This window comes from Enterobacter sp. CP102, assembly GCF_025152625.1.
Classification (GTDB): Bacteria; Pseudomonadota; Gammaproteobacteria; order Enterobacterales; family Enterobacteriaceae; genus Enterobacter; species Enterobacter soli.
The window spans coordinates 2,719,644-2,737,883 of record NZ_CP104014.1 but is presented as its reverse complement, the minus strand read 5'-3'; the positions used below and the strand labels follow the sequence as shown (position 1 = coordinate 2,737,883).

General features: G+C 58.4%; 19 protein-coding genes. 14 read left to right on the top strand and 5 right to left on the bottom strand.

Annotation, left to right across the window (positions count from 1 at the left end; all coding sequences use genetic code 11):
• Position 1: 1 nt before the first annotated feature.
• Positions 2-958: an AraC family transcriptional regulator gene (locus tag N1249_RS12980; RefSeq protein WP_259829899.1), complete on the bottom strand. Its 957-nt coding sequence runs from the start codon at positions 956-958 to the stop codon at positions 2-4.
• 116 nt (positions 959-1,074) lie between these two features.
• Here N1249_RS12980 and N1249_RS12975 point away from each other — a divergent pair, with 116 nt between their 5' ends.
• A complete protein-coding gene (locus N1249_RS12975; protein ID WP_259829897.1) occupies positions 1,075-2,262 on the top strand; it encodes an MFS transporter in 1,188 nt (395 codons plus the stop codon).
• Positions 2,263-2,372: 110 nt separating this feature from the next.
• Here N1249_RS12975 and gap read toward each other — a convergent pair whose 3' ends face one another.
• The 4 genes from gap to hpaX form a co-directional block, all read right to left on the bottom strand.
• Positions 2,373-3,383 carry a type I glyceraldehyde-3-phosphate dehydrogenase gene (gene gap / locus N1249_RS12970; RefSeq protein WP_259829890.1) on the bottom strand — a complete coding sequence of 337 codons (1,011 nt, stop codon included), beginning with the start codon at positions 3,381-3,383 and terminating at the stop codon, positions 2,373-2,375.
• 78 nt (positions 3,384-3,461) lie between these two features.
• Positions 3,462-4,442: a GlxA family transcriptional regulator gene (locus N1249_RS12965; protein WP_259829888.1), complete on the bottom strand. Its 981-nt coding sequence runs from the start codon at positions 4,440-4,442 to the stop codon at positions 3,462-3,464.
• 52 nt (positions 4,443-4,494) lie between these two features.
• Positions 4,495-5,691 (bottom strand): DUF2235 domain-containing protein, encoded by a 1,197-nt coding sequence (locus N1249_RS12960; RefSeq protein WP_259829886.1) that lies wholly within the window; start codon positions 5,689-5,691, stop codon positions 4,495-4,497.
• Positions 5,692-5,824: 133 nt separating this feature from the next.
• Complete coding sequence (gene hpaX, locus N1249_RS12955) at positions 5,825-7,213, bottom strand: 4-hydroxyphenylacetate permease (RefSeq protein WP_259829884.1); 1,389 nt, start codon at positions 7,211-7,213, stop codon at positions 5,825-5,827.
• Between the two features lie 265 nt (positions 7,214-7,478).
• Between hpaX and N1249_RS12950 the strand changes: the two genes are divergently transcribed.
• The 13 genes from N1249_RS12950 to N1249_RS12890 all read left to right on the top strand — a co-directional run bounded on the left by N1249_RS12950 (position 7,479) and on the right by N1249_RS12890 (position 18,230).
• Entirely contained in the window at positions 7,479-7,952 is a 474-nt protein-coding gene (locus tag N1249_RS12950) for a MarR family winged helix-turn-helix transcriptional regulator (RefSeq protein WP_014070613.1), read from the top strand.
• 333 nt (positions 7,953-8,285) lie between these two features.
• On the top strand, positions 8,286-9,410 hold the full coding sequence (locus N1249_RS12945; RefSeq protein ID WP_259829879.1) for an amidase: 1,125 nt from the start codon (positions 8,286-8,288) through the stop codon (positions 9,408-9,410).
• Positions 9,411-9,509: 99 nt separating this feature from the next.
• Entirely contained in the window at positions 9,510-10,637 is a 1,128-nt protein-coding gene (locus tag N1249_RS12940; protein ID WP_259829877.1) for an acyl-CoA dehydrogenase family protein, read from the top strand.
• A gap of 22 nt (positions 10,638-10,659) precedes the next feature.
• Positions 10,660-11,019 carry an IacB protein gene (locus tag N1249_RS12935; RefSeq protein WP_166715748.1) on the top strand — a complete coding sequence of 120 codons (360 nt, stop codon included), beginning with the start codon at positions 10,660-10,662 and terminating at the stop codon, positions 11,017-11,019.
• Between the two features lie 11 nt (positions 11,020-11,030).
• Positions 11,031-11,543 (top strand): nuclear transport factor 2 family protein, encoded by a 513-nt coding sequence (locus N1249_RS12930; RefSeq protein ID WP_259829875.1) that lies wholly within the window; start codon positions 11,031-11,033, stop codon positions 11,541-11,543.
• Positions 11,544-11,562: 19 nt separating this feature from the next.
• Complete coding sequence (locus N1249_RS12925; RefSeq protein ID WP_259829873.1) at positions 11,563-12,876, top strand: aromatic ring-hydroxylating dioxygenase subunit alpha; 1,314 nt, start codon at positions 11,563-11,565, stop codon at positions 12,874-12,876.
• Positions 12,876-13,355: an aromatic-ring-hydroxylating dioxygenase subunit beta gene (locus N1249_RS12920; RefSeq protein ID WP_409193177.1), complete on the top strand. Its 480-nt coding sequence runs from the start codon at positions 12,876-12,878 to the stop codon at positions 13,353-13,355. The genes N1249_RS12925 and N1249_RS12920 overlap by 1 nt, the downstream gene beginning before the upstream one ends.
• A gap of 10 nt (positions 13,356-13,365) precedes the next feature.
• Positions 13,366-14,100 (top strand): SDR family NAD(P)-dependent oxidoreductase, encoded by a 735-nt coding sequence (locus N1249_RS12915; RefSeq protein WP_259829869.1) that lies wholly within the window; start codon positions 13,366-13,368, stop codon positions 14,098-14,100.
• A 9-nt stretch (positions 14,101-14,109) separates the two neighbouring features.
• On the top strand, positions 14,110-15,042 hold the full coding sequence (locus tag N1249_RS12910) for a PDR/VanB family oxidoreductase (protein ID WP_259829867.1): 933 nt from the start codon (positions 14,110-14,112) through the stop codon (positions 15,040-15,042).
• A gap of 10 nt (positions 15,043-15,052) precedes the next feature.
• Entirely contained in the window at positions 15,053-15,547 is a 495-nt protein-coding gene (locus N1249_RS12905; protein ID WP_259829865.1) for a flavin reductase, read from the top strand.
• Positions 15,548-15,637: 90 nt separating this feature from the next.
• Positions 15,638-16,891 carry an MFS transporter gene (locus N1249_RS12900; RefSeq protein ID WP_409193176.1) on the top strand — a complete coding sequence of 418 codons (1,254 nt, stop codon included), beginning with the start codon at positions 15,638-15,640 and terminating at the stop codon, positions 16,889-16,891.
• A complete protein-coding gene (locus N1249_RS12895) occupies positions 16,888-17,571 on the top strand; it encodes a 3-oxoacid CoA-transferase subunit A (RefSeq protein WP_259829861.1) in 684 nt (227 codons plus the stop codon). Before N1249_RS12900 ends, N1249_RS12895 begins: the two co-directional genes overlap by 4 nt.
• Entirely contained in the window at positions 17,568-18,230 is a 663-nt protein-coding gene (locus N1249_RS12890; protein ID WP_259829859.1) for a 3-oxoacid CoA-transferase subunit B, read from the top strand. Before N1249_RS12895 ends, N1249_RS12890 begins: the two co-directional genes overlap by 4 nt.
• The last annotated feature ends 10 nt before the right edge of the window (positions 18,231-18,240 follow it).

The window sequence follows — 18,240 nt, the reverse complement described above, 5'->3', positions numbered from 1 at the left end:
GTCAGACCTCTTCCGGGGTCTGGCTGGTTTCACGCAGCGAACCGGGCGCCTGGCCGACAATGCGCTTGAACGCCCGGCTAAACGCGGCAAGTGACCCATACCCCAGACGCAGCGCAACCGTTTCGAGCGGCTGATGTTCATGGCGAATATACTGAATGGCCAGCCGCATCCGCAGCTCTGACAGGTATTTGGCAGGTGTGGTGCCGGTTGCCGACAGAAAACGCTCGGCGAAGACAGAGCGCGATGTCCCTGCCTCTTTTGCCAGGTCCGCCACGTTCCAGTTGACCCCCGGCTGTTGATGCATGGCATAGATCGCGCGGCTTAAACGCGGGTCGCGCAGCACCTGCACCCATCCGGTCGCTTTTCCGCATCCTGCTTCTACCCAGCCACGCACAATCAGCGCCGCCACCACATCGGCAAGGCGTGCCAGGATGCCAGCAAAACCGACCTGCCGGGTCATGGATTCTCGCTCCATTGCCGCGAGCAGCGGATGGATCTCCGGCCACGTGGACATCAGGCGGCTTACCATCATCACTTCCGGCATCGCCTTGATCAGGGGCTGCATCCCGCCAAGTTCAAAATCCATGCATCCGCTGAATATTATCGTGTTCTCGCTGTCCGGGCAGGGTTCGCAGGTGATGGCGCAGACGGAGTTACAAATCGGCTCACTTGGAAATGCGCTGACCGGCGTGATGTCGGCATGTTCGTCAGAAAGCAGGGCATGGGCGTTGCCGTTCGGGATAAACAGCGCATCGCCGCCGCTCAGGGTGAACGTCGCGCCACTCTCCATGCGCAGCAGCGCAGAGCCGTGGCTCACAAAGTGGAATTGCGCTTTGCCTGGCGCCTGATGGAACGCCACGCCAAAGGGAGAGCTGGCTTCTATGCGACGATATTTCACCCCGGAAAGGCGCATTCCACGGAGAAGCTCGCTGATCAAATCGGGTGACTGGTGGCTCATGTCTTCACTTCCGGACGAATTATCAATAATCAGAGATTATATGTCATAGATCGTCCATGGGGAACTCACTATGCTTTTGCGACAGTTGTCACATTTTTCTAACGGGAGAACAACAGATGAATTCATGTGTCGCGGCGAGAGAGGCCATTGCACCCGCAAAGCCCGCCTGGCGAGCAGTCTATTCACTGGGTCTGGGGGTCTTTGGCCTGATAACGGCAGAGTTTTTACCCGCCAGTTTACTGACGCCGATGGCGGCCAGTCTTGGCGTCAGCGAAGGGATGGCCGGACAAGCCGTGACCGCAACGGCGCTGGTGGCACTGGTGACCGGGCTGCTGATCACCTCAGCCACCAAAAGTATCGACAGACGCTGGGTACTGATGTTTTTCTCGGTGCTGCAAATTATCTCCAGCCTGCTGGTCGCGTTTGCGCCAACCCTGCAGGTGTTGCTGCTGGGGCGCCTGCTACTGGGGGTGGCCATCGGTGGTTTCTGGGCGATGTCTACCGCCACGGCGATGCGTCTGGTGCCCGCCGATAAAGTGCCGAAAGCGCTGGCGGTGATTTTCTCCAGCGTGTCGATTGCCACGGTGGTTGCCGCTCCGCTGGGCAGCTATCTCGGCAGCCTTATTGGCTGGCGCAACGTATTTATCCTCTGCATCCTGCCAAGTATGCTGGCGCTGCTCTGGCAGCTGTGGGTTCTGCCTTCCATGAAACCGGAAAGCAGCGGTAACCTGGGGACGTTGTTCCGCGTGCTGCGCCGTCCCGGCATGATTGGCGGGATGCTGGCGACTATCCTGATTTTCAGCGGTCACTTTGCCTTCTTCACCTATCTGCGTCCGTTCCTTGAAACGGTTGGGCAGGCAAGCGTTGAAAGTATTTCGCTGATCCTGCTGGGCTTTGGCGTGGCGAACTTTATCGGTACGTCGATTGCCGGGCATCTGCTGGCCCGAAATCTGCGCCTGACGCTGGCATTAGTCCCGTTCGCGATGGGGATCCTGGCGCTGATGATGGTGGCGTTCGGACATCTGGCGATGCTGGATGGGTTACTGGTGGCGCTCTGGGGCTTCGCGTTTGGCCTGGTGCCGGTCGGCTGGTCAACCTGGCTTGCCACCACCGTACCGGATGAAGCCGAAAGTGCAGGGGGGCTACTGGTGGCATCCATCCAGCTGGCCATCAGTGCGGGTGCGGCAGGCGGCGGTGCGGTATTTGATCTCAATGGTGCCAGCGGCGTATTTGCCGGAAGCGGCCTGCTGCTGGTAACGGCAATGGTGATTGTGTTTATGGGCGTGAAGGTGAAGGCGGAATAGCCTTTGTAGGCCCGGTAAGCGTAGCGCCACCGGGCTATTGTGGTGACAGTGAAGCAAGGAACATAAAGCGAAAGGTAGCTCTATGTTCCTTAACCTCAATTACCAGACACTTACAACCCTTTCTTATCCATCAGTACGGCCAGATCCACCAGGCGGTTCGAGAATCCCCATTCGTTGTCATACCACGCGAGGATCTTGACCATATTGCCGCCAATCACCAGCGTGGAAAGACCATCGATAATGGAAGAACGTGGGTCACCCTGATAATCGCTTGATACCAGCGGCTCATCGCTATAACCCAGGATCCCTTTCAGCGGCCCGCTGGCAGCGGCTTCGCGGAAGGCAGCGTTAACCTCTTCAGCGGTCACGTTTCGACTCAGCGTTACCGTTAAATCCACAATCGACACCACCGGAACCGGTACGCGGAGTGAATACCCCGTCAGCTTGCCATCCAGTTCAGGAATGACCTTGCCAAGCGCTTTTGCCGCACCGCTGGAGTAAGGCACAATCGACAGGGCCGCCGCCCGCGCGCCGCGCAGATCTTTCTCCGGCTGGTCGTGCAATGCCTGGCTGTTGGTGTACGCGTGGGTGGTATTCATCAGCCCGTGTTCGATACCAAATGTCTGATGCAGTACCTGTGCCGCCGGTGCCAGCCCGTTGGTGGTGCAGCTCCCGTTACTGACAACGAAGTGCTGAGCCGGGTCGTAATTCCCGTGATTAACGCCCATCACCACCGTCAGGTCATCGTTCTTGCCAGGTGCCGAGATAATGACGCGTTTCGCGCCACCGCGGGTGATATGTACCGCCGCTTTTTCGCGCTCGGTGAAAAATCCGGTCGCTTCGATAACCACGTCCACGCCCACATCACGCCAGCGAATGTTTGCCGGATCACGCTCGCTAAACACCCTGATGCGCTGGCCATCGACCTGCAATGCGCCGTCTGCCGCTTCAACAGAAACCGGTAAGGTACCGAGCAAGGAATCGTATTTCAGTAAATGGGCGAGCGTTTTGCTGTCCGTCAGATCGTTAATTGCTGCAATTTGAATATCCGGGTTACCCAGCGCAGCGCGTAAGAAATTACGTCCGATCCTGCCGAAGCCATTAATACCGACCTTAACCATGATTAACTCCTTATCTGTGTTGTCTGGAGTCAATGTAGGCTTTAGGTGAAATGGCGTAAATGACAAAAAAGGATCACATTACGCCATCTTGCGACAGTGAAAACGCTGGCGATATTCGCCCGGAGTGAGGTGGAGCTGCTTTTCAAACACCCGGTGCAGATTGATGCTGCTGCCAAAACCACTTTCTTCGGCAATGCGATCCAGGGGCTCTGTGGTTTGTTCCAGCAACTGTCGTGCCGTCGCCAGCCGTGCCTCGGTGACATATCGCGCCGGGGACGCACCGGTTTCCCGGGTGAACACACGGGTAAAGTTACGTGGGCTCATGGCGACTTTTTCCGCCAGATTCTCAACGCACAGGTCGGCGGTGAGATGCTGCAGGATCCAGCGTTGCAGCTCATTTATCGGTCCGGAAGCGCCGGGCTGATGCAGGTTATAGCGGCTGAACTGAAGCTGCCCGCCGGGGCGGCGCAGGTACATCACCATGTCCTGCGCCACGTCACGCGCAAGGCTAAATCCGTAATCATCTTCAACCAGCGCCAGCGTCAGGTCAAAGCCAGAGCTAACGCCGCCGGATGTCCATATCGGGCCATCCTGAATGTATAGCGGCCCGCCTTCAACGTTGATTTTAGGGTAGGTGGCCTGCATGGTTTCCAGCAGCCGCCAGTGGGTCGTTGCCCGTCGGCCATCAAGCAAACCGGTCTGCGCCAGCAGCATCGCTCCGCCGCAAATCGACGCCACACGGCGCGCGTGCGGCGCAGCGAGATGCAGCCAGTCGACCACCGCAGTGCTCTCCAGTTCATTCATCCCGCGTCCGGTAATGATGATGGTGTCGAGTGGCTCGCGGGGATCAAGCTCCGGCAGGCGGTAGTCCGCCAGCAGGTTTAACCCGGACTGGCCGTGGATCACCTGGTGGGGCTGGGTGGTGGCGATAATAATGCGATAGCAGGGATGTTGCAGGCCTTCCGGGTGCAGCCGGTTGGCCTGCATTAAAATGTCGGCGATACCGGCGGCTTCAAACAACATGCCGCCATCCGGAACGATAATCAGGATCTTCTTCATGTCCTGAAAAGTACCTTTATCGCAAAATAAGTCAAGAAGCAGCTGTGCTTAATCAGGGATGGATAACAATCCCGTTCAGCGGTTGCCAGCTGGCATTGACATAAGGCTGTATCGACGCCGGGTGATATAGCTGCGCTCCCCACATCCCGGTGTTATCCTGGACGGGAAGCGGAGTCGGCCAGGCCATTCTCGATACCGCTGAGCTGTGGATAGCAAGGTCCGGGCTGTCGGGACGTCGAAGCTGTCGGACGCCCAGCTTGTAAGGTATCTGGTACCACTCGCAATGGATAGGTCCTTTGAAATCTACGTTGACCTGCACAGGATCCAGATGCACGCCAAGCTGACCCAGCTCGGTGCGGATCCACAGATAAGCGCCGTTCGATAATCCGGTTCCATTATTGGTGCTGCTGTAACCGCCACCGACATCCGCGTGAATCCCCGGAAAATAGAGCTGCACGATATTGTCGCGCTTGTCCCAGAAGGTGGGGGTAAAATCCAGACGCATTTCATCAATGGCAATGGCCTGTCGGCCATATTTGACGTGCCCCCCGAGCGCAGTGCTGGCAAATTTGAAGGCGTCGATACGGGCGTCTTTAATATATTCAGGAATACCCAATGAGCCCACGGTTTCCCAGACGGTCACGGCTTTAATCGGCACAAAATAGATAATCTTGTTCGGATCAACCTGCTCATGCAAAAACATCGGGGCATCGCGAATAATTCGGTCTAACAGCGAACCGTCAACGTTGGTTTTTTGCCGGTACTGTCGCCATACCGCGGTACCCAGACGGTAGGCTTCCTCTTTGTCAGTGAGGTCGATTTTGTTTTTATCCAGAAGCCCACATTCACCAATCATCCCTGCCAGAGCCCGTGCCGTGTAGGCTCCCCGGCTAAACCCGATAAGAAAGATATCATCATCTCTGTCGTAATTACGGCAGATGAAGGTATATCCACGCACAATGCGCTCAATGATCCCCGCACCAAACACGCCGCCCAGTATTTTATCGAGCCAGTTATTTGAATCTCCCACGCCATGAATGTACTTACTGACCTGCAAAACAACCCCCGATTTATTTCGCAGGGTTTTTTCCTGCTCATTGCGCACAAACATATCGGGAGTATCGGCGGAGCCATCCAGCTCATTAAACAGCCGTAAAACGTTTGTGTAATCGGGAATATCGTCCTTGTTATCGTCGTTATTCGGCCCATTCCACGTACCATCTGCACAAAAGATAATGTTTTTACTCATGATGTGTTTTCTCACATAACGGGAATACCACTCAATTTTCGGCGTGGTTAACGGTGTTAACCCTCATGAGTATTGATGATCTTTGCGATTAAAACCCGAAACGATACATACCGTTTCGGGTCCGGGGCTGTGCTTAATGTGCGGGTTGTGCCGCGTTTTTTGCCATTGGGATCGCAGCGATTATCACAGCCCCCAGCACCAGGAACCCGGCCACCATGAAGATCCCGGCATTGAAATTCCCCGTGGCGTCTTTCATCAGGCCCATCAGCAGCGGGCCAAGCGCTGCGCCGGTCATCCCGGTGGCGTTGATCACCGCAATGCCCACCGCACGGGCGCGCACGGAGATAAACCGGTCCGGCGTGGTCCAGAAAATCACCATTGCGGCAAAGGCACCGGCAGAGGCCATCACTATCCCGGTGAACTGGAACAGTGGCGTGGTGCTGGTGGCGGTTAACATCCAGCCAGCGGCCGCAAACAGATAGGGGAGCAGGGTGTGAATTTTACGTTCGTTCAGCCTGTCCGAACGCTTACTCCACCAGACCATCGCCACGATGGTACAGACCTGTGGAATGGCGCTCAGAATGCCGATGGTCACGTTGCTGCTGGCTTCGTTAATACTGCGCAAAATCAGCGGCGTCCAGACGCTCAGCGCGCTGAGGGTGTTGGTCAGGCAGAAGTAAGCCACGGTGTAGAGGATAATGACCGGGGTAAAGAGTTCGCGCGCCAGGCTGCGCTGCGCCACAGGCGCGGTGTTTGCCGCGAGCTGTGTTTTCTGCACCGCCACTTTGTCCGCCTCCAGCATCTCGTTCAGGCAGGCTTTGTCATCATCCGTTAACCATTTGGCTTTCGCCGGGCTATCGTCCAGCCAGAACCAGACCACCAGGCCCAGCAGCACGGACGGGAACCCTTCCAGCAGGAACAGCCACTGCCAGCCTTTCAGGTTCAGCAGGCCGTCCATATTCAGGATATACCCGGAGGCCAGCGAACCCAGCGCCATGGTCACCGGCATCGCAATCATAAACAGCGCGTTGGCGCGGGCGCGATAGTGCGCCGGGAACCAGTAGGTTAAATAGAGCAACAAACCGGGCAGGAAACCGGCTTCGGCAATCCCCACCAGCATTCGCAACACGTAGAGGCTGTTTGGCCCGGTAGCAAACATGGTGGCGGTGGAGGCAATCCCCCAGATAACCATCAGGATGGCAATCCAGCGGCGTGCGCCGACAATACTCAGCATCACGTTGCTGGGGATCCCGCAAATCACATACATCACGTAAAACAGGGTGGTGGCCAGGCCAAACATGGTGCTGGTCAGCCCCAGATCTTTGCCCATGGTTAGCCCGGCAAAGCCAATGTTGATGCGGTCGAGGTAGGAAAAGACGAACAGAATAAATAAAAAAACAATTAAACGGCGGAACAGCTTTTTGATAACGGCTTGCTGGCGGGGATCCAGAGTGGTATCTCCCGTGGCTGGCGGGGCCAGCGTTCCGTTGTGGGTCTGTTCTACAGAGGCATTATCGTTCATGAAAGCTCCACATTGCGTTTTTTAGTATGAGTGTGCAGGTCGGCTAACGTATAGAAAATCGCCACATGAAGCGTCAAATTAATGTTCAAAAAATGATACGTATTTGTTAATTGCATAGCATTTGTGAATCATAATGAGACGGGGATCGCACCCGGAGCTCCCCGGATCGCCGCCTGGGGTTTTGCTGGCTGCAATGGTGCTATAGCCGTCACAGATTCGCAGGGTATAATCGCGTTATCTGCCGCTTTTTTTGGTAAGGAAACGCATGAGTAATATAAAAAAAACAGCCGAAGAACAGGCCACCGATCCTGCCTTTCATCGTGAAGAATTTCCCTTCTACTGGATTGTTAATGTCTATGCGCGCTACACGCAAATCATGGAAATTACACTGAAAAAAGCGCAGCTGGATGTCTCTGGCTTCCGGGTGCTGATGGTGACGCACCAGTACGGCAAAGCGAGCATTTCGCAGATTTCCGAATACGCGATGGCAAAAATGCCGACGGTGACCAAAATCGTCGGGCGGCTGCGGGAGGATGGCCTGGTGACCACCGCCAGTAGCGAAAATGACGCCCGGGTAACAGAGGTGATGCTCACCGACGCCGGCCGGCAAAAAGTGGAAGAAGCGATGGCCCAGGCAGGCAAAGTGTTCGAGAAAGGCTTCAAAGGAATGACCCGTAATCAGGTGGCCAAAATGAACCTCTCCCTGGCAAAAGTCCTCGATAATCTCAACGAGCTTTAAGCCAACAAAACCGAATGACAAATTTGTGACCTGCGTAGAAATTCGTTTTAACTCATTGTAAAACATCGCCTTTCATTCAGCCGCTGTTGCAAGTGCTTGCAACGGTGGTTCTTGCCGCTTTTGTCTTTTTTGCTTTATTTTTCATCACCATGAATGATTAACCATGCACATTGAATGGTTAATAAAATGTTACTGTTACGTAAAATTAACGTGAAACATTACTTGAATTTTCATCTAATTCTTCCATGATTGACCTAACGTTAGTCAGGACAAAAAGACAGCAATGACTGTCAGCCTGAATGTGATTCAACATTTCTGGTCAAGGTGTCAATCATGAAGCCAGTTTCAGAGAGCAATGGTTATACTGAGCAGTTTATCCTCGGCGAAGGCGATCTGCGCTTCGCCGTCAAAGACACGCTGGATATCGCCGGATACCGCACCCAGGCGGGTTGCCCGGCGCTGGCAACGTCGCCTGCCGCGCGCCGCCATGCAGGCGTCGTGTCGCAATTACTGGAAAACCGTTGCGTACTGACGGGCAAAACCACGCTGCATGAACTGGCCTTCGGGGTAACGGGCATCAATCCGCGCTGCGGTACGCCGGTTAACCCACGTTTCCCGGCGCTGATCCCGGGTGGCTCATCCAGCGGCTCGGCGGCGGTGGTGGCCTCCGGTGAGGTGGATTTTTCACTCGGCACCGATACCGGCGGCTCCGTGCGGATGCCAGCGGCCTGCTGCGGCGTGATGGGTCTTAAGCCAGGCTATGGCGTGTTAAGCCGTCAGGGTGTCATGCCCGCCGAAAGCTCTCTCGATTGCGTGGGTGTCTTCACCCGTGATGCCGCGGTGCTGCGCCAGGTCATGACGCGCCTGTCGGTGCCGGTTGGTGCCCCGCTGAATTCCCTGCCGCCGGTGGCGTTTGTGCTGGCAGCGGAGCCTGATATCGACGCCTGTATCCTGAACGCACTCTCCCAGGCCGGGGTTTCTGCACAGGAAATCACGCTGCCCCTGCTGGAAGAGGCGCACCGCGCGGGGTTAACGCTAATCAGCCATGAAAACTGGCTGGCATTAGGCCCGCTGCTGGCAAGCGGTGCTGTCTCGTCGGACGTGGCGTCCCGTATCCGCGCCGGAGCTGACGTCAGCCGCGAAGCGCTGGAGCAGGCAGAAAAGGTCCGTGTGGCCTTTAGCCAACACCTTGATGCCGTGCTCGAACAGACGCCGCTGCTGGCGCTGGCCACACTGCCAGAGCTGCCGCCCACGTTACAGGAAGCACAAGATCCGCTCACAGTGGTCAACCTGACCCGACTGGTACGCCCGTTCAACCTGAGCGGCCATCCCGCACTCACGCTACCGGTGGGTGAGATCGACGGTCGCCCCGTGGCTCTGCAACTGGTCGCCCGCAAAGGGCACGATGGTCTGCTGGTGCAGGCTGCCGAATGGCTCACGGCGCGACGACGCCACTAGCCACCCCCTGTTTTCATTTTCCTGATTTCTCAGTGAGTACGACTCATTGCGGCCCCGTTCGCCCTCGCGACAGCCGCGGATAACTTTTCGGAGGTCGCTATGTCTGCTGTACAGGTTCGTGAAGAGCTGGTTTCGCTGCTGAATGATGTTGCCGCACGCAGCCCTGATTTTGAGCACCAGCGCCATATTTCTGACGATGTGATCGCCCGTTTCAGGGAGGTGGGCGTATACCGCGCACTGGTGCCGAAAATGTACGGCGGGGAGGAATGCTCTCCGGCGCAATTTTGCGAGCTGATAGAACAAATCTCTACCGCCGATGGCTCGGCCGGATGGGTGGCAAGCTTTGGCATGAGCCCGTTTTACCTGGGCGCATTGCCGCCGGATACCCTGAAAGAACTGTATCGCGACGGGCCGGACGTGGTTTTTGCGGGCGGCATTTTCCCTACCCAAAAAGCCACCCAGGCCGATGGTGGTTATCGTGTGAGCGGTCGCTGGAGCTTTGCCAGCGGCAGCATGGGCGCCACGGTGCTGGGTGTGGGCATTTTGCCGGAAGGCGATCAGGCTCTGCCGCGCATGGCGGTACTCCCCCGTGAGTGTGTACAGATTGATCCGGTCTGGGACACCGTCGGGTTGGCCGGTACCGGCAGCCATGACCTGGTGGTAAACGACGCCTTTGTTCCGAACGAATGGACCTTTATTCGCGGCGGCGCACTGAACCTGGAAGGGCCGCTGTACCGCTACCCGGTGCTTTCCCTGGCGACCCAGGTGCTGTCGGTGGTGGCGCTCGGTGTGGCGCGTGCCGCACTCAACGAGATCTACGCCATCGCCCATCGTCAGCAGTCCGTCACCGGCGCACCGCGTCTGGCAGACCGGCCGCAGGCACAGATGCAAATTGCCCGCTGCGAGGCGGAACTGCGCTCAGCGCGCGCCTGGTTCTACGACGCCATCGACGACGTGTGGCAGCGGCTTCTGGCGGGCGATGACGCCAGCTGCGAACAAATTAACGCACTACGTCTTTCCTCAACGCACGTGACCCGCGTGGCCGCCGACGTGGCGCGTCAGGCGCTGGCGCTCAACGGCATGGGCGGCGTCACCATGCGCAGCCCGCTGCAACGTTACGTACGTGACACGCTGGTTATTACCCAACACGCCTTTATGGGCGACCTCTCGTACCTCAATGCCGGGACGGTCTTTTTCGGCGGCAAACCTCTGCCGGGTTACCTGTGATTTTTAACGAAAGGAGCAACACATGAGCCAGTCAACCACCTTACGCGTGCTGTTTTGTATCGGAGTGAATCAGAACTTTTTTGACGCCAGCGCGACCGAAGCCAAACAGGTCTGGGCCGCCTTTGGCGTGATGATGAAAGGCATCGACGAGACGCCGGGGATCCGCGTGATCGGCAACATGGATGACGATCAGCTGATGGTCGGGCCATCGACCACCGCCCCCTGGACAACCTACGTGCTGGCAGATGCCGAGCGCCTGGAAAACGTGGCGGCCGTCTGCAATCTGTTCCGCACCACGCCGGTAGGCGACAGCGGCAGCAAGCTGTGGAAGTACTGCAAAATCGAAGCCCGCGTGGGCCGTGAACTGATTATCCAGAACTAACGGAGCCCGCGATGAACGCCCAGGATGCGCTGCGTTTACAGCAGCTTGAAGACTGCCAGGCCGCCCGCGTCTGTATAAGCGACTACATGCGCCTGTGCGACAGCCTCGACAGCCCTGAAACCGTGCAGGCCATTGGCGCCTTGTTTACTGCCGATGCCTGCTGGGAGGGCATCGGTGAACCTTATGCCACGCGCCTGGGGCGCCATCTGGGGCGCGAGGCCATCGTCACCATGATGGCCGGTTACGTGCGCAAGCCTGCGCACTTCGCCATGAACGCCCATTTTTTGTGCTCCGAGGCGATATGGCATGAGCCGGATGGGCAGCTGAAGGGCCGCTGGCTGATGCTGCAAACCTCGGCGTTCAGTGCCGGCGGGGCACACCTGAATGCGGCGGAAATCCGCGTCACCTTCGTGCGCGATGAGCACGCCATGGCGATGGCCCATTTCACGACCCGCAATCTGTTCAGCAGGCCGGTTGATCACTGGCACGCGGCGGATGTGCTTCCCGTACCGGATAAAAAATAAGACTTGCAGGAGACTGGACATGCAATGCGATCACCTCATCAACGTGAAGAATATCGATACCACCACGCCAGCCACGCCGACGGCGGCGGAGATTGCGGCGCTGGTGCAGCACGACCGGGTACACACCTCGCTGTACACCTCGGAAGATCTGTTCAGCCTGGAGCTGGACAGGATCTTCAGCAAAACCTGGGTGTGGGTTGCCCACGCCAGTGAAATCCCGGACACCGGCAGTTTTAAAACCACCGAGATCGGCACACAGCCGGTGATCGTGGTGCGCGATCGCAAAGGCACGGTACACACTCTGCTGAACCGCTGCCGCCACCGCGCCGCGACCGTTTGCGAGCACCGCAGCGGCAAAACCAACAGCTTTGTCTGCCCATACCACGGCTGGGGCTATGCGCTGGACGGCAGCCTGCGAGGCGTGCCGCACCCGGAAAGCTACGCCGACCAGCTGGAAAAAGGCGAGCTGGGGCTGGTGTCGCTGCGTACCGAACAGTACGCCGGGATGATTTTCGCCACCTTTAATGACCAGATTGAGCCGCTGGAGGATTTCCTCGGCGTGGCGAAGAAGTGGATGGATCTGTTTATGAAGCAGGGGGCTGGTTACCCGATCAAAACCGGCCCGGCACACCGTTTCCGCTTCCCGGGCAACTGGAAAATCCAGCTCGAAAACACCACTGACGGCTACCACTTCCCGGTGGTTCACCGCTCGTTTTTGAGTTCAGTCGATAAGCAGACGGAAGAGATGCTGAATTTTGTGGACGGCAGCGGTTACGTCGAAGACTTAGGCAACGGCCACAGCGTGATGGTGATGATCCCGGAGCTGGTGGATCTGGACGCTAACCTTGATGCGCCCATCCCGGAGCGCTTTAGTGAACTGGCAGACGCCCTGCGCGCAGACCACGACGAAGAGCAGGTGCGCCGTATTGTGCGCGCGGTCGGCGGCTCCGGTTTTAACCTCAATATCTTCCCGAACATTGCCTGCTCGATGGCGTTCTTCCGCGTGCTTCAGCCGGTGTCCGTCAACGAAACCGAAATTCACCACGCGGTGATCACCATGGATGGCGGGCCGGAAATCGCCAACCAGGCGCGTCTGCGTCTGCACGAACACTTCCAGGGGCCGATGGGCTTTGGCACGCCGGACGACTCCGAGGCCTGGGAGCGCGTTCAGCGCGGGGCCTCCTCGGGCAACGATCTCTGGATCATGCTCAACCGTGGGCTGGCAGGGGAATACCGCACCGATGATGGCCTGCGCAGCGACGTGAGCGCCGAAACCGGGATGCGCGCCGCCTACCAGCAGTGGAAAAAGCTCATGACGGAGAACGCACAATGATAACGCCTGACTCAGCACTCTTTACCGCCATGTCGGTAATCAATCTCGAAGGTGATTTGCTCGATCAGGGCGAATTCAACACCTGGCTTGAACTGTGGCAGCACGATGGCCTGTACGTGGTGCCGATTGACCCTGCCGAAACGGATTTCAAAAACACCCTCAACTACGCCTGTGACGATCACCATATGCGGGAAAAACGTGTGAAACGTCTGTACAGCGGGGAGTCGATCTCCACCACGCCGCGTGCCCGTACCTTGCGCACTCTGTCGCGCTTTCGCGTGCTGGAATCAGCCGGGGACAGCATTGTGGTGCGGGGGGCGCAGTCCCTGTGGGAGCACCGTAAAGGCCACAGCCGCCACTATGCGGCGGACATTACCTGGCACCTCCGGCAGCAGGATGGCCGCTGGCTTATTCAGCAAAAAGTGATCCGCCTGGTGAACAGCGACGATGTGCTGCACAGCATCGGCTACATCCTCTGAGGAGCTGACCATGACGCAAACCGTATTAGTGACCGGCGCTGCCGCCGGTCTGGGACAGGTTATTGCCGCCACGCTGCTGGAGCAGGGTTATCAGGTGGTGCTGACCGATGTAGACGCCCGCCGCGCACAGCAGGCGGCAGATGAACTGGATAACGGCAAGGTGCTGGCGCTTGGGCTGGACATCCGCCAGCCGCAGGATTTCGCCCACGCGCTTGATGCCACCCTCGCTCGCTTTGGCAGCCTGGAGGTGCTGGTGAACAACGCCGCGCTGACGCTGGCCACGCCGGTGATGGAGATAGACGTCGACGAATTCGACCGGGTGATCTCCACCAATCTGCGCGGCACCTTTATCGGGTGCCAGACGATGGGGCGCTATTTCGCCGGCCGGGGCTATGGCCGAATCATCAACCTGGCGTCCCTGGCCGGGCAAAACGGGGGCACGGCATCCGGGGCGCACTATGCGGCCTCCAAGGGCGGCATTTTAACGCTGACTAAAGTCTTTGCCCGTGAGCTGAGCAAATCCGGCGTAACGGTGAATGCCATCGCGCCAGGCCCGATGGATCTGCCCACCGTTCACGCGCTGGTTCCGGGAGAGAAGATGGCCGGGCTGCTGCAAATGATCCCGGTGGGCAAACTGGGCGAGGCGGAGTTTGTCGCCCAGGCCGTTGCGTTGCTGGCTTCACCCCAGGCGTCGTTTGTCACCGGGGCGACCTGGGACATCAACGGCGGCCTGTTTATGCGTTAAGGAGTGAACATGCTGACATTACAGGTTATCCGACGCGAGGTGCAGGGCGACGTGGTGCTGCTGACCCTGGCGCATTCTGAGGGCATCGCACTGCCGGCTTTTCGCGCGGGGGCGCATATCGACCTGCATCTCAGCGCCGGACTGGTGCGCCCGTACTCCCTTTGCGGCGATCCGCAGGACCGGCAGCACTATCAGCTGGGCATCCTGAAAGAAGGGCGCTCAAAGGGCGGATCGCTTGCGGTACATGCCCTGCGTGAAGGTGATGCCATTGCGGTCAGCGAGCCGCGCAATCTGTTTGAGCTGGACGAACGCGCGGCGCACACCCTGCTGATTGGCGGGGGAATTGGGGTCACGCCGATGCTGGCGATGGCCGCTGAACTGCACGCCGCCGGGCGCGCTTTCACACTGCACTACTGCGCCCGTTCGCGTGCACAGGCCGCGTTTGTCCCACAGCTGGAACGTGCCCCTTATGCAGCGCAGGTGCAACTGCACTTCAGCAACGAACAACGCCTGGATCTGGCGGCGGTGCTGACCGATGTGCCTGCAAATACCCACGTGTATGTGTGCGGCCCCACGCGGCTGATGGATGCCGTCGCCGAACAGGCGCAAACCCGGGGGTACTCGTCGGGCCAAATCCATCAGGAATGTTTTAGCGCCGAGGTGCAAACCGGCGGCTCGGCCTTTGATGTGGTGGCGGCTACCAGCGGGATCACCGTGAAGGTGCTGGAAAACCAGACCATTGTCGAAGCCCTGGCCCAGGCCGGGCTGAAGGTCAATGTCTCCTGCAAGCAGGGGATCTGCGGCAGCTGTTTAACGGACGTGCTGGAAGGGGATGTGGATCATCGTGACCACTATCTCACCGATGAAGAGAAAGCCGACGGCGATCAAATCCTGCTGTGCTGTTCCCGCGCAAAGTGCGGGCGTTTAGTTATCGATCTGTAAGGTGACACCCATGACTCTGCAAACTGAATTTCGTAATGCGATGGCACAGCTCGGCAGCGCGGTATCGGTGATCACCACCGACGGCCCGGCGGGCAAATTTGGCTTCACCGCCTCTGCCGTCTGTAGCGTGACCGATCAGCCGCCAACCCTGCTGGTCTGTATGAACCGCAACTCTTACGCCCACGAACACTTTCGCCGCAACGGGGTGTTGTGCGTCAACGTGCTCTCCAGCAGCCATCAGGAGTTGTCCGGCGTGTTTGCCAACGCCAGCCTGCGCTCGGACCAGCGTTTTCTGCATGACAGCTGGCAGGTAATGAGCAGTGGCTCACCGGTGCTGAGTTCCTCGGTGGCCAGTTTCGACTGCCTGATAGCCGATTGCCATGAAGTCGGCAGCCACTCGGTCTTTTACTGCCAGGTGCAGGCCATTCGCATCAGCGAACAGCCGCGCGGGCTGGTCTATTTCAACCGTCGTTACCATGCCATCGGGCATGACATTGAGGCTTAAGCCTTTTTCCCGAATACAGGGGAGTGCGTAATGAGCAATGTCGTCACAGAAAACAACATCACCGCCGGGGTGAACCAGGATGCAGGCCAGATGCGCAAGCTGGTGATTGCCTCGGTACTGGGGAATGCGCTCGAGTGGTATGACTTTTTCCTCTATGGCACCGCAGCGGCGCTGGTCTTTGGGCCGCTGTTCTTCCCGGTCGGCGGCGATCCTCTTCAGGGGACGCTGCTGGCGTTTTCCGGTTTTGCGGTCGGCTTTCTGGCGCGTCCGCTGGGCGGCATCGTCTTTGGCCACCTGGGTGACCGCTACAGCCGTAAGATGACGCTGATCATGACCTTAACGCTGATGGGGGCGACCACCTTTGTGATTGGTCTGCTGCCGGTCTATAGCCAGATTGGCATCTGGGCACCGCTGACGCTGATTATTCTGCGCTTCTTGCAGGGCGTGGCCTCGGGCGGCGAGTGGGGCGGTGGCGTGCTGATGCTGAGCGAAAATGCACCGGCATCGCGGCGGGGATTCTACACCGCGTGGAGCCAGATGGGGGTTTCGGGCGGGTTTGTGCTGTCGGCGTTTGCCTTCTGGCTGGTGCAAAAACTCCCGGAGTCCGACTTTATGTCCTGGGGCTGGCGCGTGCCGTTCCTGCTGAGCATCGTCATCTTTCTGGTCGGGGTTTATATCCGTAAAAACATCCGCGAAAGCAAGGCGTTTACCCAGGCGAAGCCGCAAGAGAAACACGAAAAAATACCGCTGTTGGTCCTGGTGCGTGAACACCCGAAAGCGCTGCTACAGGCCATCGCCCTGCGTCTGCCGGAAAACGGTGCGTCGTACATCTTTTTCACCTTCTCCGTAGTGTATGCCAAACACATCGGCATCAGCACCGGGGACATCATCAGCGCCGTGACCCTGGCGATGCTGGTGGAGTTTTTCTCCATTCTGTTCTGGGGCGCGTTGTCGGATCGCATCGGCCTCAAACCGGTCTATTACATCGGCGTGATTGGCCTGCTGGTGATGGCCTTTCCGTTCTTCTGGCTGCTTTCAACCGGGAACTACGGCGCGATCATGCTGGCCATGTTCCTCGGCCTGCCGTTCTGCCACGGGGCGATGATCGGCACGCAGCCCTGCATCATGAGCGATCTTTTTCCGGTGCGGGTGCGCTACTCCGGGCTGGCGCTGGGGCATGAGGTGGGATCGATTTTCTCCGGCGGATTAGGGCCGATGCTGGCGGTGGCGCTGCTTATCGAGTTCGACGCTGCCTGGCCGGTCTCCATTTTACTGGTGGTCTACGCACTTCTGGCGTGGGTTGCGCTACGTAGCCTGCCGTCTCAACAAGAGGAAAAACAATGATTGATAAAAGGATGACGGACATCGACAGCGCGGTGGCGGACGTGTTCGATGGCGCGGTGGTGATGGTGGGCGGCTTTGGCCCGGCGGGGCAACCGTCGGAGCTGCTGGACGCGCTGATCCGCCGTAAGCCTCGCGGGCTAACGCTTATCAGCAATAATGCGGGCAATGGCGACTACGGCCTGGCGGCGCTGCTGAAAGCCGGCTGCGTGAAAAAGGTGATTTGCTCCTTCCCGCGCCAGGTGGACTCCTGGGTGTTCGACGACCTCTATCGTCGCGGGGAAGTGAAGCTTGAGCTGGTGCCGCAGGGCAACCTCGCGGCGCGGATCCAGGCGGGTGGCTCGGGTCTGGGGGGTATTTTCACGCCAACCGGCTTCGGCACGGAGCTGGCGCAGGGCAAAGAGACTCGCCGTATCGACGGCAAAGATTATGTGTTCGAAACACCCCTGAAAGCCGACTTTGCCCTGATCAAGGCGCTGAAGGCAGACCGCTGGGGCAATCTGGTGTTTGACAAAACCGGGCGCAACTTCGGCCCGATTATGGCCACCGCGGCGGCCTGCACCATTGCGCAGGTGAGTGAAACCGTCGCGCTCGGCGAGCTTGATCCCGAAGCCGTTGTCACGCCGGGGATTTTTGTGCAGCGCGTGGTGTCGGTTACGGCGGCGCTTAAGGAGACTGCGTGAATAAATTAACCCATCAGCAGCTGGCGCAGCGTATTGCGCGTGATATCCCGGAAGGGGCGTACGTTAACCTCGGCATCGGGATGCCTACGCAAATTGCGAACTACCTTCCGCCAGACCGTGAAATATTCCTGCACAGCGAAAACGGCATTCTCGGCATGGGGCCTGCGCCCGCGCAGGGAGAGGAAGACCCCGAACTCATCAACGCCGGAAAACAGCCCGTCACGCTGCTGGCGGGCGGCTGTTATTTCCACCATGGCGACTCCTTCACCATGATGCGCGGCGGCCATCTCGATATCTGCGTGCTGGGCGCGTATCAGGTGTCCGAACGTGGCGACCTGGCGAACTGGAGCACCGGTGAACCGTCATCCATTCCTGCCGTGGGCGGGGCGATGGATCTGGCGATTGGCGCAAAAAAAGTGTTTGTGATGACCGAACACCTGACCAAAAACGGCGCCTGCAAAATCGTCAAAGCCTGTACTTACCCGCTCACCGGGATGGCCTGTATTGACCGCATTTATAGCGACATGGCGGTGATGGATATCACCGCCAGCGGCGTGATGGTCCGCGAGCTGTTTGGCGATATCACTGCCGACTATCTGCAATCTGTCACGCCCGTTGCACTGACGTTCGCGTTACAGACTGACGATGCCACGGCGTAACGGAGGGTGA